Source organism: Bacillus sp. ISL-47 (genome assembly GCF_018613175.1).
Lineage (GTDB): Bacteria > Bacillota > Bacilli > Bacillales > Cytobacillaceae > Cytobacillus.
Window position 1 is genome coordinate 16,344 of sequence record NZ_JAGGQS010000020.1, and the last position, 15,589, is coordinate 31,932.

Genomic DNA, 15,589 nt, shown 5'->3' on the forward strand with positions numbered 1-15,589 from the left:
TAAACGAACCGCGGGCGGTGAAGGTGCCTCTTGGCGAACATTGTATGAACATAATGAATTCATCATGAAGGAAGTGCTAATGCATCAGAGAAGTCTTCATCTTCAGTACCTATCAACAGTCTGCCAAAATCAGCAATCAGATTTTATGGCATAAAAAAACCGGCCAGCAGGCCGGTCGTTTTTTTAGTCTTCTTGTTCTTCAAGGAATGTGTTAAGCATTTCTTCAATCAGGTCCCATTCCTCTTCTGTTTCGATTGGCTGCAATTCTCCGTCCTTGCTGTCTTCGCTTGGACTGAAAGCAGATGCATGAATTTCAATTTCTTCATCATCATTTTCATCTGCCCCTACTGGATAGTAAAGAACGTATGATTTTCCGAATTCATCAGAATCAAACGTGAACAATACTTCACACAGCTGTTCGTTGCCCTCTTCATCAATTACTGTAATATTGTTGTCTCCGTGGTTCATTCTTTTCACCTCATTAAATTTGGCTATTTAAAAAGCCTTGTAAAATCATGACGGCTGCCATTTTATCAATGACCTTTTTCCTTTTTTTGCGGCTGACGTCAGCTTCAAGCAAAACTCTTTCAGCTGCCATTGTGGATAAACGCTCGTCCCATAGCACAACAGGCAGGCCGAATAGCTTTTCCAGCTCTGAAGCATAGAACTTGCTTGCCTCTCCGCGCGGACCAATGGTTCCATTCATGTTTTTAGGCAAGCCGACGACAATTTTACTGACTTCATGCTCTTTTATTATTTCACCAATTCTTTCAAAACCAAACTTTTTTTCTTCTTCGTTGATTTTGATGGTTTCCAAGCCTTGCGCTGTCCATCCCAGCGCATCACTTAGTGCGACACCGACTGTTTTAGAGCCGACATCCAATCCCATAGTCCGCATGTTTATCCCTCACGCTGCTGTTTTAAGTATGATTTAACCAATTCTTCGATGATCTCGTCTCTTTCAAGTTTGCGGATAATATTGCGTGCATCCTTATGGCGGGGAATGTAGGCTGGATCCCCGGACAACAGGTAACCGACAATCTGGTTAATCGGGTTATACCCCTTTTCCTGAAGCGCGCCATAAACCTGAAAAAGGACTTCATTCACATCTTGTTCGATTGGTTCTTCAGGAAAATTGAACCTCATTGTTTTATCAAATGAGCTCACTTCTTACACCTCGCTTTTCTGTATGAAGGGTTAGGAGCCTCCACCGGATTTATTTCAGTTGTTCCTGACTTCAATATTCCGGTCAGCTTGTCAGCTTTTTGATCCATGCCTTCATAACGGTTTGGCCTGTGGAAGCCGTTTGAAAATACAGAGCGATCATTAAATGATTTTGTTCCTGACAGGAAAACATGGTGTAGAACAAGCTGGCCTCTTCCTGATTTTGAACAATCTCTCATGGTTACCTACATTTTACACTACTTTTACGGGATATCAAACGGATTTAACCCATTCTTCTACAAATTGCAGTGCACTTTCAAGTTTTTCAGGATCTTTGCCGCCAGCTTGAGCCATATCAGGACGGCCTCCGCCGCCTCCGCCGCATCGGGAAGCCACTTCTTTAACCGCTTTGCCGGCATGGAAACCTTTCTTAATCAGATCCTCTGTCACTCCTGCAATGATATTCACTTTGCCCTCGTTGACGGCACCCAATACAACTACAGCTGATCCAAGTTTTTGTTTTAAGTCATCAGCCATATTACGGAGGTTATTCATATCCGCTGCCTGCACCTTTTCAGCAAGAACTGTTACGCCATTGATTTCCCTCGCCTTAGATACAAGGCTTCCTGCTTCAATATTACCCAATTTTGCTGCTAATGATTCGTTCTCGCGCTGAAGCTGTTTAATTTCTCCCAGTAATACATCAATTCTAGAAGACAAGTCTTTTGGGTTTGTTTTAAGTTTGCCGGAAGCATCTTTCAAAATGTTGATCTGATCATTCATCAGCTTGTATGCAGCTTCACCTGTGACTGCCTCAATTCTGCGTGTCCCTGCACCAATACCGCTTTCTGATTGAATCTTAAACAACCCAATTGACGCTGTATTAGGAACATGGCATCCGCCGCATAGCTCCAGGCTGTAGTCTCCCACCTGTACAACACGAACAATTTTTCCATACTTCTCACCGAATAGAGCCATTGCTCCCATTGCCTTTGCTTCTTCAATCTCTTTGTAATTTATATCTACATCTAGGCTTTGCCAGATTTGCTCATTAACAATTGCCTCAATTTTTTCAAGTTCTTCTGCCGTAATTTGCCCAAAATGAGAGAAATCAAAGCGCAGACGCTCAGGACCAACTAATGAACCTGCTTGGTTTACATGGCTGCCTAATACATCCTTTAAAGCCTGATGAAGTAAATGGGTAGCTGTATGGTTCTTAATTACTTTTGAACGGTTTTGCTCATTTACAGAAGCAAATACGGATGCATTGGTTTTGATTGTACCTTCTTCCACAACTGCTCTATGAAGGTTTTGCCCGTTTGGAGCTTTTTGAACATCCTTAATGGCAACTTTTAGACCTTGTGCTTCAAGAGTTCCCTGGTCGGCAATCTGGCCGCCGCTCTCTGCGTAAAATGGCGTTGCGTCAAGGATCAGCTGAACTTCTTCCCCTGCCGGTGCTTCTTTAATCAATTGGCCATCTTTAACAATTGCAGCCACTATAGCTTCTGTTTGGAGCTTATCGTACCCTACAAATTCACTTTCTGTTTTCAATTCCCCTAAAACGCCGCCTTGAACTTGCATGGAATCTACGTCCTGACGTGCTGAACGTGCACGTTCACGCTGCCTTTCCATTTCCTTTTCAAAGCCTTCATGGTCAACCTTCATGCCTTCTTCCTCTGCATACTCCTCTGTCAATTCGACCGGGAATCCGTAAGTATCATAAAGGCGGAAAACATCTTCACCATGAATCGTGCGGTTTCCTTTTTCCTTCTCTTTCTTTATAACAGCTGAAAGTATAGACAAACCTTCATGCAGGGTTTCGTGGAAACGTTCTTCTTCATTCTTGATTACCTTCTGAATAAACTCTGTTTTTTCTTTTACTTCCGGGTAGTAGTCCTGCATGATTTCTCCTACTACGGGAACGAGCTCAAACATGAATGGTTCATTAATATTTATTTGTTTTGCATAACGTACTGCTCGGCGAAGCAATCTCCTCAATACATAACCGCGCCCTTCGTTTGAAGGCAGTGCACCGTCTCCTACTGCAAAGGCTACCGTACGAATATGGTCAGCAATTACTTTAAAAGCAACATCCGTTTCTTTTGCTGCACCATACTTTATGCCGGAGATCCCCTCTGTTCCGCGGATGATTGGCATAAACAGATCTGTGTCAAAGTTGGTTGGAACATTTTGAACAACCGATGCCATTCGTTCAAGTCCCATTCCAGTATCAATATTCTTCTTTGGAAGAGGCGTATAGGTACCATCAGGATTATGGTTAAATTCAGAAAATACAAGGTTCCAGACTTCTAAATAGCGTTCATTTTCTCCTCCAGGATATAACTCAGGATCCTCTGCGTCATCTCCGTATTCAGGTCCGCGATCATAGAAAATTTCTGTATTCGGACCGCTTGGACCTTCCCCGATGTCCCAAAAGTTTCCTTCCAGGCGGATTATTCTCTCTTCAGGCACTCCAACTTTCTCCTGCCAGATTTTAAAAGCTTCATCATCTTCCGGATGAATCGTAACAGAAAGTTTTTCTTCATCAAATCCAATCCAATTTTTATCTGTAAGAAATTCCCAAGCCCAAATGATTGCTTCCTCTTTAAAATAGTCGCCAATTGAGAAATTTCCTAGCATTTCAAAGAAGGTGTGGTGTCTTGCTGTTTTGCCGACATTCTCAATATCGTTTGTACGGATTGACTTCTGTGCATTCGTAATCCGTGGATTTTCAGGTATAACACGCCCATCAAAATACTTTTTTAGAGTAGCTACTCCACTATTAATCCATAGCAGGGAAGGGTCGTCATGCGGAACAAGTGATGCGCTGGGTTCAACAGCATGGCCTTTCTCCTTAAAAAAGTCTAAGAACATTCGGCGTATTTCTGCACCTGATAATTGTTTCATATTATCCATCCTCCTAAAATTATGTATTCGTTTTTGCACCTGCCTTGAAAAAAGGCAACAAAAAAAGCCCTAATCCCTGGACAGGGACGAGAGCTTGCTCGCGGTACCACCCTGATTATGGAAAAAAGCATAGGTGCCTTGCTGGCTCTGTACTTGTTATTCCATCTCTCAGATCCTTAACGCGGATAAACGGCAGGTATTAACTGCACTCAGGATTAGCTTTCTGTTATCCTTCATCTGGGAATTCTCTCAGCCTGGGAACTCCCTCTCTTATATGAATGCAAAGAATAATCACATCCACGCAGATGGTCTATAACATACTCATTCCGTCTTCACGTTTTCAATAATAAAATAACTTTATAGACGCATTATAGCGACTTTTCAGGAACATTGTCAATACAGCCGTTATGATCCTGTGAATTTTGGTTCCGGCCTCTTGGAAAAATGTTTTCTCGCATGTATGAGGCTCACTTTCAAGACAGCCAAAATCGGGACGGCAATAATTAACCCTAATATTCCTCCTGCCTCTCCCCCCGCCAGCAAAGCGAGCATAATTAAAAGCGGATGCATATGAAGGCTCTTGCCCACAATTAATGGAGATAGGATATTCCCTTCAAGAAATTGCAGGACAATTATAATTCCCACGGTAATGACAATCATTTTTACTGATAGGGTTGAAGCGATGATGACAGCTGGTACAGCTCCAATGATCGGCCCAAAATATGGGATAACGTTGGTTACCCCAATAATCAAGCCGAGCAGGAGAGGATAACGCATGCCAAAAACCCAAAAAAGCAGGGAAGAAATGGTTCCAATCGCTGCGCATACCAAAAGCTGCCCTCTGATATAACTTCCAAGGGATTTATCAATATCCCTCAAGAATAATACACCTTCCTTTCTCCATTTCCTGGGCGTCAAATACCAGACTGCCTTCTTCATAATCGTAAAATCCTTCAGCAGGTAAAAAGAGATGAAGGGAATTACTGCAATTATTACGGCATAATTCAATATATTAACCAAAGAATTGATAACCCTTGAAAGCAGTCTATCCAATGCCCCCTCCACTGCAACAATCCCATCATCAATCCTGGATTGAAGCCCATCCGGCCAAGTGGAGGTTTTTTGCTGTATGACACCGATCCATCCCCGGTACTGGTTCGCAAACTGGGGAGCATTTTCTGCAAGATCCCTTAATTGATGGATAATAGCTGGTATTCCTTTATATAAAGAAAAACCGGCACCTCCAAAAAATAAAAAGTAAATAATAAAAACGGCTATTCCTCTATGGAGTCCCGTCTCATGAAGTTTCTCCACTACAGGATGCAGGAGATATGTAATAAAAGCTGCTATGATAAAAGGGATAATAATAGACAAAAGGATGTTCAGAACAGGCTGCCATAAAGTCTGAAGCTTAAAAAAAACAAATATTATGATAAGCAAGAGAAGCAGAAATCCAAGCCTGTAAAACCATTTCAATCGAATATCCAATAGGTCCGCCTCCTTGTTTTTATTGTGAGAGCTTCTTGCAGATTTATGCATGAGGACCATTCAAGTCTTTATAAAACTATTGCTATGCAAAAGCTAAATCTTGATCTAGCGTCGAGTTGTTTGGAGCAGAAGTTAAGACTATTTTAAAAATGCATGTTTATTTCCTCTGCAGATGCCTACTTTGGGACCTGTTAAATTTGAGTGTACCCAGGCAGACTCTACAGTTAAAAATGGAGAGGAATGTGCACGACCTAAAAGGCTGGCCCCCGTTCGAGGACCAGCCTACATTTAAATTCATTTTAGAATAAGGCTTTCGTTATTCTTTTTTGCATACGTTTCATCTGGCGCCCTGACATCAGGTTATTTTTTTGAGCTAAATTATAAGCAGCCATGCCTGCACCTATTAACATTGCAGAGGTTAACATTCTGTTCAATCGTCTCACCGCTTTCGTCAAAATTCACGAAAGATATCGGCGCTCATCTTCTTCAAACAAATCATCAAGGGAGCTAAGTGTTCCGTCTTCCTCAACCTGATGGGTATTGATGACTCCTTTTGACAAGGAAAGTTCAATAAAGCAATTCCAGCAATAGAATTGGTTGATACCGATTTTGCCGATATCCTTACTTAGGCAATTAGGACATTTTAGCATGGAAAAGACACCTCACTATTTTACATTTACAATGATGGCGTCCTTTCCAATAGCAGGGGGTTCATCGGTTTTTATAACACGTTTTCCTTCCAGCACATCTGAAAAGAAGCCATCCGACAGTTCATACCCTACAATCGTCCCCAATTCTTCCATAAAATATACATCCTCAAGTAATCCCAGCCGTTCACCTTCCCTGCTCATCATCATCTTGCCGGTTAAACGGTTATGGCTTTCAAATGTATATTCATCAATTTTGGGAATTGCCGTTAGAACAGAGGAATCTTCAATCATCACGCCATCCCAGCCAAACGAGGCAACGTCCTCAATCCCAATCAGATAAGTTTTTTTCAGCAGAGCGCCCTTTCGCAGAAGTAAACCCTTAACTTTCCCATTGCCTGAAATGGATAAATCACAAACTTCACCTATATTATTGCCTGTTTTCACTTCAAAAACAGGCAGCCCTTTTAATAAAGAAAATGTCCGCAAGGAATGTCCCACCTTCCCGAACATTTATAGTTTTAACTGGTTTTAAAAAAACATAACGAAAAACCATTGCCATTGGACCCAATAAGTTTACTGATTAGCCATGCAAATTTATGCTGCACTGGTTCTCAGCGGCGGCCATTATATCTCGGTTTATTAAAACGAGCGTTCCGTTCCCCTCCGTCTGAAAGCTCTTCGGAAAACTCATAATCCTGCTGTTTTGGCTGTTTTTGCCGCTTTACTCCATGGAGGTTGAGAAGCAAGCTTCTTTTTTTCTTTTCCACAAAAATCATATCTCCTTTACCAATATCTATTTGTTATGGATACTGAATTAAACTGTTTTTCTATTGCCAGGACCTACTTTTGCTTTCCCGTCTGATTCATGGTTATTCTTGCTTGCTTTTGCTTGCCCGGAATTGGAAACAAGACTGGATGATGCAAGTTCTTCTGATGCCATATTATTATTAGGTGCTGCTTCTTCATTCCACTTGCCCATATCTACAGCCCTCCAATGGATGGTATATAAAAAAGAACAGCCTGTATTTAGACTGTTCCTTTTTAGCTATATTCTTTTTCCATAAAATCATACGGTGATATATTTCCCATTCCGATCATGGGGTCTGCTTGAAGCAGTCTTTCTTCGAGTGTGAGTGCTTCATTTAATGAAGTATCACCAGCTTGATCCTCTTTATACTCACCTTCTTCCGGGATTGATTCCCGGAGCTTTTCAGAAAGCGTTGTTAGGCGTTCTTGTTCATCTGACCGCTCAACTCCAATTTTCAACGCTTCCTCTTCACCGCACAGAATTAAAAATTGCTTGCTGCGGGTGATCGCTGTATAAAGCAGATTTCTTCTCAGCATTCGATAATAACTTTTTACAACCGGCAGAATAACGATCGGAAATTCACTTCCCTGAGATTTATGGACGGAGCAGCAGTATGCATGTGTAATCTGGTTCAAATCCTGCCTGGTGTATGTAGCTTCCGCACCATCAAAGGAGACGACAACCATATCCTGTTTTTCCGTATTTTCTTTCGCATAAAAGATCGAAACAATTTCACCCATATCTCCATTGAATACATTATTCTCCGGCTGGTTAACAAGCTGAAGAACTTTATCGCCAATTCGGTATTTGACATCGCCAAAAGCGAGTTCCTTCCTCGAACCATCCGGATTGGGATTAAGGATTTCCTGTAATATTACATTGAGTTTATCAATGCCTGCGGGCCCTCTGTACATAGGGGCAAGCACTTGGATGTCCCTTGACGAATAGCCTTTTTTCTTGGCATTCAGAACGACTTTTTCAACAACATCCGTAATTTGTCCAGGTCGGCATTTAAAAAACGACCGGTCAGCCTGCTGTACGGAAATATTCTCAGGAAGCTTGCCTTTTTTCATTTCATGGGCCAGCTCGATGATTGACGATCCTTCCGCCTGGCGGTATATATCGGTTAAACGGACAGTTGGAATACGTTCTGAGCGGAGGAGATCTTTCAACACCTGACCTGGTCCCACTGAAGGCAGCTGATCTTCATCGCCTACCAGGATTACCTGCATATTTTCAGGCAAAGCCTTGAAAAGCTGATTAGCTAGCCATACATCCACCATTGAGGTTTCATCGATAATTAAAATCTTGCCATCCAAAGGGCTCTCCTCATGACGATCGAAACCCTCTGTCCCATTCCAGCCTAGGAGCCGGTGAATCGTTACAGCGGGCAGGCCAGTTGACTCTGCCATCCGTTTTGCTGCCCGGCCAGTAGGGGCCGCCAGAAGGAACGGGAAAGGCTCATCCTTTTTATAATCCTTAGGCTCAAGAGAACAGCCATGCAATTCAGCGTAAAGTTCTACAATCCCTTTTATGACCGTTGTTTTTCCAGTGCCTGGGCCGCCTGTAAGAATCAGCATCGGGGACATTAGAGCTGTTTGGATGGCTTCTTTTTGGGTCGGTGCATATTGGACGCCAAGACGCTCTTCCAGATTGCCAAGTGCCAGCAGAAACTCCGACTCCGGAAACTGTTCATCATACTGTGCTTGTTTAAGGATTCGTTTTATATTTGTTACAAGGCCTTTCTCCGAGAAATAAAGGGAAGGAAGAAATAATTTTTGCCCTTCAGCCATGATTTTTCCTTCTTCTTCAAGTTTAATCAGCTCATTAGAAATTTCTTTATATTCAATTGTGTCCCGCTTATTGTCTTCCAGCAGCTTTTTAACGCTTTGCAGGAGAACCTTTGCTTCAACAAAAACATGGCCTGCTTGCATGCTTTCCATTTCAAGTATGTATAGGCAAGCTGCTTTAATCCGATCGGGGTGGCTGCCCGAAATGCCAAGCTGATATCCCAGTTCATCCGCTCGGCCAAACCCGACACCTTCAATATCTTCTACAAGTTTATATGGATTGTTTTGCAGCACTTCTATTGTTGACTCTTTATAAACCTGATAAATTCGCATAGACAGTTGAGGGCCGAATCCATATTGATTAAGAGCAATCATGGCCTGTTCAAGGCCTTGATGCTCCATAAGGGTCTCGTAAAGCAATTTGGCTTTATCAGGTGAAAGCTTGGGAACCTGGTCGAGAAGGGAAGGCTGGTTAAGGATTCGGGAGATTGCATCTTCTCCAAGCGTCTCAACGATTAGCTCTGCTGTTTTCTTTCCGATTCCTTTAAATAATTCGCTTGATAAATAATTAGCCACACCTTGTTTAGTTTGGGGAAGGTCTTTCCGGTAATGGCTGGCATGAAATTGGACGCCAAATTTGGGATGATCTTTAAATTCACCATAGAAAATATAAGTTTCATGCTCATGCATCTTTGGAAGATAGCCGGTAATAACCGCCTCTTTCTCCTCATACGAATCATTCGTTTCATCAACCCGAATTCGCAAAACGGTATATAAATTTTGTTCATTATGAAATATGGTGACAAGATGCCTGCCTTTTATAAATTTTCCCTGTTCGGCAAAAAGATCCATGGAGTCCTGTTTTTCCATCTTTTATCCCCTCCCCTTAAGCAAATCATTCTTATTTTGATTCGGTATCTCCGTTTTCAATAAGCTTTTTCCCATATCCAGCCAAAACATGGTCAGGCTGAATTTCAAGTGCCTGATTGAAGTGGGCAAGCGCTGCATCCTCCTGTTCCTTAAAACCATAGGCTACACCCAGGTTATAAAAGGCGTCTGCATGTTCTGGCTCTATTTCAATGCACTTTTTCATTTGCTTAATGGCTTCATCAATATAATTTAATTGCGCGAGGCATAACCCATATTGAAAATGAGCTTCCGCATCGTTTTTATTCAATTCCGCACTTCGCTGCAAATAGGGCAAAGCCAGTTTTCCCTGATCAAGTGCTAAAAGCGTCATACCGAGCATAAAAAAGTTATCCCCAGTTTCCAGCCCTTTTTTCATGGCTGTTTCAAACATTTTCTTTGCTTCATCAAATTGCTGCATTTCATAATATAAGTTACCCGCGCTATAATAAGCTGCCCCCGCATTCTCATCAAGGCCGATTGCTTTTTCATAAAACTTCAGAGCCTTTTCATTCTCTCCTACAGCAGATAGTACGTTTCCAAAATTAATATACGAAACAGGGTCAGAAGGACTTTCCTCAATCGCTTCCATAAAAATCTTTGCTGCTTCTTCCCATTTTCCTTCTTGCATATATTGAATACCGATTTGGTTTTTATCCATGATCAATCACTCCATTCAAATGAAAGTATAGCATATTTTTGTCAGCTCTTTTACAAACGGGCACCATCGAATTTCCCCAAAATAATACCCCGACTCCTTGAAAAAGAATCGGGGCATTTTGATTGAAGTAAGCGATGCTTACCCTACGTAATCCAGGCGTTTTCCATCTTTGTATATTTCATCAATTGTACCGCCGCCAAGGCACTCGTCTCCGTTATAGAAAACAACAGCCTGACCGGGAGTTACAGCACGGATTGGCTCTTCAAAAACAACTCTAACTTTACCGTCTTCCAGAACCTCGACTTTTACCTTGCTATCATCCTGGCGGTATCTGAACTTCGCCGTGCATTCAAAGGTTCGTGGTTTATCTATAATTGATACCCAGCTATTATTAACAGCAATAATCGAATCAGAGTAAAGCTTTTCGTTATGGAAGCCTTGTCCTACATAAAGAACGTTGCGCTTCAAATCTTTGCCGATCGCAAACCATGGTTCACCTGCCCCGCCGATGCCAAGGCCATGGCGCTGCCCGATTGTATAATACATCAGTCCATCATGCTTGCCGACGACTTTTCCGTCCATCGTCTCCATACTCCCAGGCTGTGCAGGCAAGTAATTTCCAAGAAACTCCTTGAAATTGCGCTCACCGATAAAACAAATACCTGTACTGTCTTTCTTCGTTGCTGTTGCCAAACCGGCTTCCTTTGCCAATTCGCGTACTTTAGACTTTTCAATATCGCCAATAGGAAACATGACTTTTTCAAGCTGCTCCTGTGTTAGCTGGTTCAGGAAATACGTTTGGTCTTTATTTTCGTCAAGACCTCTAAGCATTTTATGCTCACCGTCTCTGAATTCTACACGGGCATAATGCCCGGTAGCCAGATAATCTGCTCCAAGGCTCATGGCATGCTCAAGGAATGCCTTAAACTTAATTTCCTTATTGCACATAACATCCGGGTTTGGCGTTCTTCCTGCCTTGTATTCCTCAAGGAAGTACGTAAACACCTTATCCCAATATTGTTTTTCAAAATTCACTGCATAATAAGGAATGCCGATTTGGTTGCACACCCGGATAACATCATTATAATCTTCTGTGGCAGTGCAAACACCGTTTTCGTCAGTATCATCCCAGTTCTTCATAAAAATGCCGATTACATCATACCCTTGCTCCTTTAACAGAAGGGCTGCAACAGAAGAATCAACGCCCCCGGACATTCCAACGACGACTCGTGTATCCTTCGGTTCTTTTTGCATATTTTTCACCTCATTTCCTTAGGAAGGCACATGCGCAAGGATGCATTTTCCTTTCCTAACTAGTTCATCTATTTTGCCAGTCGTTTAACGATTTTGGCTGTTTCTATTGCTGCTCTTTCGATTTGATCCTCTGTGTTAAAAAGGCCAAAGCTGAAACGGATGGAATTCTGCAGCTTCTCTGATCCTTTTCCAAACATGCTGACAAGCACATGGGAAGGATCTATGGATCCTGCTGTACAAGCGGATCCGCTTGATGCTGCTATTCCCGCCAAATCGAGATTCACAAGCATAGCTTCCACATTTGTTCCGGGAAAGCTTAAGTTTAAAACATGGGGCAGGGAATAATCAAGCGATCCGTTCTGCTCGAAGTCCACATCAGACTGTTTAAGCTTATTCAAAAATAACCGTTTAAAAGCTTTGTATTCTTCCCGTTTGTTATCCATCTTCTGCTGAGAGATCTGGACCGCTTCCTGGAAGCCGGCAATCGAAGGAACATTTTCTGTCCCTGCCCGGCGTTTCCTTTCCTGTTCTCCTCCAAATAACCTGGAAGAAAGTTTTACATCAGGATGGACATACAAAAAGCCAATTCCTTTTGGACCATTAACTTTATGTGCGGAGACAGACAGTAAATCGACTCCCAATTCTTTTACATCCAAGCTTTCAAGACCATAAGCCTGCACTGCATCCGTGTGGAATTTTGCTGGATGGCCAGCCAGCACTTCTCCAATTTCCTTAATTGGCTGGATTGTGCCTACTTCATTATTCCCGTACATGATCGTCACAAGAATAGTATCATCCCTTAAAGCTTTGGAAACATCCTCTCTTGAAACACACCCATTTAGATCCACAGGTAAATACGTTACTTCATAGCCTTGCTTTTCAAGCTGTTCACATGCATGCAAAACCGCATGATGTTCGATCTGGGTAGTAATGATATGCTTTCCATTTTCACGGTAAGCTTCTGCAACGCCAAATATCGCATGATTATCAGCTTCCGTCCCGCCGCTTGTGAAGATAATATCATTCGCCTTTGCCCCAATGCTGTTTGCTAAGACAGCCCGTGCTTCATCTATGATATGGCGGGCACTCCGCCCAAAAAAGTGGATGCTTGACGGATTGCCAAACTCGCATTTCATTACCTCTGTCACTCGTTCTATCACTCCCGGATGCATAGGGGATGTTGCTGCATGGTCAAGATAAATTCTTTCCAATCTATGTCACCTACTTATTTTCGTCCTGCTACTTGCATTTTTCCTATAAAAATAGGAATTATTCTCATCAGCAGCTAAATTCGTTATATACCTAAATATAAAACATATAAGCATCAGATTCGCCTGTATCTGTATGGCTGGCAAGGTCTTCCAGGGTTGTGTTATCAAGGACATCTTTTACAGCATCGCGAATTCGCATCCAAAGCTCTCTCTTTGCAGGCTCTTCATCTTCAATGCCTTCTACCGGACTGATCGGCCCCTCTAATACTCTAATAATGTCGCCCGCAGTTATTTTTGTTGGATCATTCCCCAAAATATAGCCGCCATATGCACCCCGTATACTTTTCACGAGACCGGCGTTTCGAAGCGGAGCAATAAGCTGCTCCAGGTAATGCTCGGACAAGTCATTTGTTTGGGCTATAGATTTCAGGGAGGTAGGACCCTCCCCATGCTTCTTTGCTAATTCAATCATAATGGTTAAACCATAACGGCCTTTGGTAGATATTTTCATCAACTGGCACCTCTATTCTTTTCATTCATCATTCGATTTAAATATATTTCTTTATCATCTTTAAGCTTTGCCAAAAATCGGTCGGTTAAAGCCTGGCTCTGCGGTAAAGCAGCCCCAGCAATCGGACCAACCATTAAACTGAGGACGATGGTGCCCCAAAAAACAGGCCCGCCAAGCAGCCATCCAATGGCCAAAACAATTACCTCCATTAAGGCTCTTACATTCCTGACCTTCCAGCCGGTTTTGGCTGTTAATGCAATCATTAGGCTGTCGCGCGGTCCTGCTCCAAACTGTGCTGAGATATACATTCCCATACCATAACAGTAAATAACTAAACCAGAAGCAAACATCATCATTTTTCCGCCAAGAGCATTTGGTGTCTGCATGAATGGCAAAAACAAATACATGTCAATAAAAAGTCCAATGAGCACCATATTCAAGAAAGCTCCGACCTGCGGAAATTCCTTGGATATGATTGCAGCAATTGCTAATATAAAAATTCCGACAATGACCGACCAGCTACCTATTGTTAGGCCAAACTGGTAGTATAATCCGACATGGAGAACATCCCAGGGGGTTGCCCCTAAATCAGCCACAATTAATAAAACAATTCCAAGGCTCATGACAAGCAGCCCGAATAAATACACCAAAAACCTGGGTCCAATTTGCCCTTTATTTTTCAAAATCATGTGCCTTAATCTCCCCGTTGGTTAGGCATCTTAAATCCTTAGTAATAATATAGACTTTTGACATTATAGCATATTTTAGGAGGAAAAGGGGCAGGTGTGCACATGCCCGGCTGCCAGAAGCCCAAAACCAAATTCATTTTGCAGTGAGATGTATTATGGTATCTTAAATATAGAGCCTTAATGCCTGCAGGTATTCCTGTGTGCTGAGCATAAATTCTATTAATGAAGCCGAAAAGCCTTCTAAAGGTTGGAGTGATAAATTTGAGCATTAAACCTCTTGCATTTCGAATGCGGCCGAGAACGATTGAGGAAATTATCGGCCAGGAGCACCTTGTTTCTGAAGGGAAAATCATAAATCGGATGGTGCAGGCCAAACAGCTGTCCTCTATGATTCTATATGGCCCGCCTGGAATTGGAAAAACCTCTATTGCAAGCGCCATTGCCGGAAGCACAAAATATGCTTTCCGAACATTGAATGCTGTTACCAATAATAAAAAGGATATGGAGGTTGTGGCGGCTGAGGCTAAAATGTCGGGTAAAGTTATTTTACTGCTCGATGAGGTCCACAGGCTGGATAAAGGAAAACAGGATTTTCTGCTTCCTTATCTGGAAAACGGCAGTATCACGTTAATTGGGGCTACTACAAGCAACCCATACCATGCAATAAATCCGGCAATTCGAAGCCGATGCCAAATTTTCGAACTAAAGCCGTTATCAGTTGAAAATATAAAAGAAGCCCTGACCAGAGCATTAAATGATAAAGAGCGCGGAATTGGCAATAGAGACACGGATGTTACTGATGAAGCGCTAACCCATCTTGCAACTGCATCAAATGGTGATGTAAGAAGCTCGCTTAATGCTTTGGAACTTGCTGTTTTATCGACAAAGGCAGATGGAGACGGCATGATCAGAATTGACCTGTCAGTTGCTGAGGAGTGCATCCAGCGAAAAAGCTTTACCCATGATAAAGATGGCGATGCCCATTATGATGTTTTATCCGGTTTTCAGAAGTCAATACGTGGAAGCGACGTTAATGCGGCCCTGCATTATCTAGGAAGATTAATTGAAGCAGGCGACCTTCAAAGCATCAGCAGACGCTTGCTCGTCATTGCCTATGAGGATATTGGACTTGCATCACCTCAAGCTGGATCCAGAACCTTAGCCGCGATAGAAACAGCGGAAAGAATCGGATTTCCGGAGGCAAGAATCCCGCTGGCTAATGCAGTGATTGAGCTTTGCCTCTCCCCAAAATCCAATTCAGCCTATAAAGCATTAGATGCAGCTATTGCCGACATTCGGGCAGGCAAAAGCGGAGAAGTCCCTGACCATCTCAAGGACGCACATTATAAAGGGGCAAAGGAGCTTGGAAGAGGCATTGATTATCTATATCCGCATGATTATGAAACCGGCTGGGTCAAGCAGCAATACCTGCCTGACAGGATTAAAAACAAAGTATATTATGAGCCTAAGAAAACTGGAAAATTTGAGCAGGCTTTAGCTGCAGTATATAACAAGCTCTTAAAATCTTAAAGGTCTGGCAGACGCCAGAC

General features: G+C 42.5%; 18 protein-coding genes. 1 reads left to right on the forward strand and 17 read right to left on the reverse strand.

Annotation, left to right across the window (positions count from 1 at the left end):
- Positions 1-183: 183 nt before the first annotated feature.
- The 17 genes from J7I93_RS07485 to J7I93_RS07565 all read right to left on the reverse strand — a co-directional run bounded on the left by J7I93_RS07485 (position 184) and on the right by J7I93_RS07565 (position 14,039).
- On the reverse strand, positions 184-468 hold the full coding sequence (locus J7I93_RS07485) for a DUF1292 domain-containing protein (protein ID WP_026583774.1): 285 nt from the start codon (positions 466-468) through the stop codon (positions 184-186).
- 13 nt (positions 469-481) lie between these two features.
- Positions 482-898, reverse strand: a complete 417-nt coding sequence (gene ruvX / locus J7I93_RS07490) for a Holliday junction resolvase RuvX (RefSeq protein WP_214724848.1) — start codon at positions 896-898, stop codon at positions 482-484.
- A gap of 2 nt (positions 899-900) precedes the next feature.
- A complete protein-coding gene (locus tag J7I93_RS07495; protein ID WP_009333061.1) occupies positions 901-1,167 on the reverse strand; it encodes an IreB family regulatory phosphoprotein in 267 nt (88 codons plus the stop codon).
- On the reverse strand, positions 1,164-1,403 hold the full coding sequence (locus tag J7I93_RS07500) for a hypothetical protein (protein ID WP_214724850.1): 240 nt from the start codon (positions 1,401-1,403) through the stop codon (positions 1,164-1,166). The genes J7I93_RS07495 and J7I93_RS07500 overlap by 4 nt, the downstream gene beginning before the upstream one ends.
- Positions 1,404-1,437: 34 nt before the next feature.
- Positions 1,438-4,071 (reverse strand): alanine--tRNA ligase, encoded by a 2,634-nt coding sequence (gene alaS / locus J7I93_RS07505; RefSeq protein WP_214724852.1) that lies wholly within the window; start codon positions 4,069-4,071, stop codon positions 1,438-1,440.
- A gap of 405 nt (positions 4,072-4,476) precedes the next feature.
- Positions 4,477-5,559 carry an AI-2E family transporter gene (locus J7I93_RS07510; protein ID WP_214724854.1) on the reverse strand — a complete coding sequence of 361 codons (1,083 nt, stop codon included), beginning with the start codon at positions 5,557-5,559 and terminating at the stop codon, positions 4,477-4,479.
- Positions 5,560-5,858: 299 nt separating this feature from the next.
- Positions 5,859-5,984, reverse strand: a complete 126-nt coding sequence (locus tag J7I93_RS07515; RefSeq protein WP_353050261.1) for a YrzQ family protein — start codon at positions 5,982-5,984, stop codon at positions 5,859-5,861.
- 33 nt (positions 5,985-6,017) lie between these two features.
- A complete protein-coding gene (locus J7I93_RS07520; protein ID WP_214724858.1) occupies positions 6,018-6,209 on the reverse strand; it encodes a hypothetical protein in 192 nt (63 codons plus the stop codon).
- Between the two features lie 15 nt (positions 6,210-6,224).
- The gene (locus J7I93_RS07525) at positions 6,225-6,695 is read right to left on the reverse strand and encodes a PRC-barrel domain-containing protein (RefSeq protein ID WP_214724860.1); all 471 of its coding nucleotides are present in this window, start codon (positions 6,693-6,695) and stop codon (positions 6,225-6,227) included.
- Positions 6,696-6,820: 125 nt separating this feature from the next.
- Positions 6,821-6,976: a hypothetical protein gene (locus J7I93_RS07530; RefSeq protein ID WP_214724862.1), complete on the reverse strand. Its 156-nt coding sequence runs from the start codon at positions 6,974-6,976 to the stop codon at positions 6,821-6,823.
- Between the two features lie 47 nt (positions 6,977-7,023).
- A complete protein-coding gene (locus tag J7I93_RS07535; RefSeq protein WP_214725131.1) occupies positions 7,024-7,188 on the reverse strand; it encodes a hypothetical protein in 165 nt (54 codons plus the stop codon).
- 62 nt (positions 7,189-7,250) lie between these two features.
- Positions 7,251-9,677: an SF1B family DNA helicase RecD2 gene (recD2, locus tag J7I93_RS07540; protein ID WP_214724864.1), complete on the reverse strand. Its 2,427-nt coding sequence runs from the start codon at positions 9,675-9,677 to the stop codon at positions 7,251-7,253.
- Positions 9,678-9,708: 31 nt separating this feature from the next.
- Entirely contained in the window at positions 9,709-10,374 is a 666-nt protein-coding gene (locus tag J7I93_RS07545; protein ID WP_214724866.1) for a tetratricopeptide repeat protein, read from the reverse strand.
- A gap of 138 nt (positions 10,375-10,512) precedes the next feature.
- Complete coding sequence (gene mnmA / locus J7I93_RS07550; RefSeq protein WP_214724868.1) at positions 10,513-11,628, reverse strand: tRNA 2-thiouridine(34) synthase MnmA; 1,116 nt, start codon at positions 11,626-11,628, stop codon at positions 10,513-10,515.
- Positions 11,629-11,696: 68 nt separating this feature from the next.
- Positions 11,697-12,839 (reverse strand): cysteine desulfurase family protein, encoded by a 1,143-nt coding sequence (locus tag J7I93_RS07555; protein ID WP_214724870.1) that lies wholly within the window; start codon positions 12,837-12,839, stop codon positions 11,697-11,699.
- Between the two features lie 91 nt (positions 12,840-12,930).
- Positions 12,931-13,350 carry a cysteine metabolism transcriptional regulator CymR gene (cymR, locus tag J7I93_RS07560; RefSeq protein WP_144545340.1) on the reverse strand — a complete coding sequence of 140 codons (420 nt, stop codon included), beginning with the start codon at positions 13,348-13,350 and terminating at the stop codon, positions 12,931-12,933.
- Positions 13,350-14,039 carry a YczE/YyaS/YitT family protein gene (locus tag J7I93_RS07565; protein WP_214724872.1) on the reverse strand — a complete coding sequence of 230 codons (690 nt, stop codon included), beginning with the start codon at positions 14,037-14,039 and terminating at the stop codon, positions 13,350-13,352. The genes cymR and J7I93_RS07565 overlap by 1 nt, the downstream gene beginning before the upstream one ends.
- A gap of 267 nt (positions 14,040-14,306) precedes the next feature.
- Between J7I93_RS07565 and J7I93_RS07570 the strand changes: the two genes are divergently transcribed.
- On the forward strand, positions 14,307-15,569 hold the full coding sequence (locus tag J7I93_RS07570) for a replication-associated recombination protein A (RefSeq protein ID WP_214725111.1): 1,263 nt from the start codon (positions 14,307-14,309) through the stop codon (positions 15,567-15,569).
- Positions 15,570-15,589: the final 20 nt, after the last annotated feature.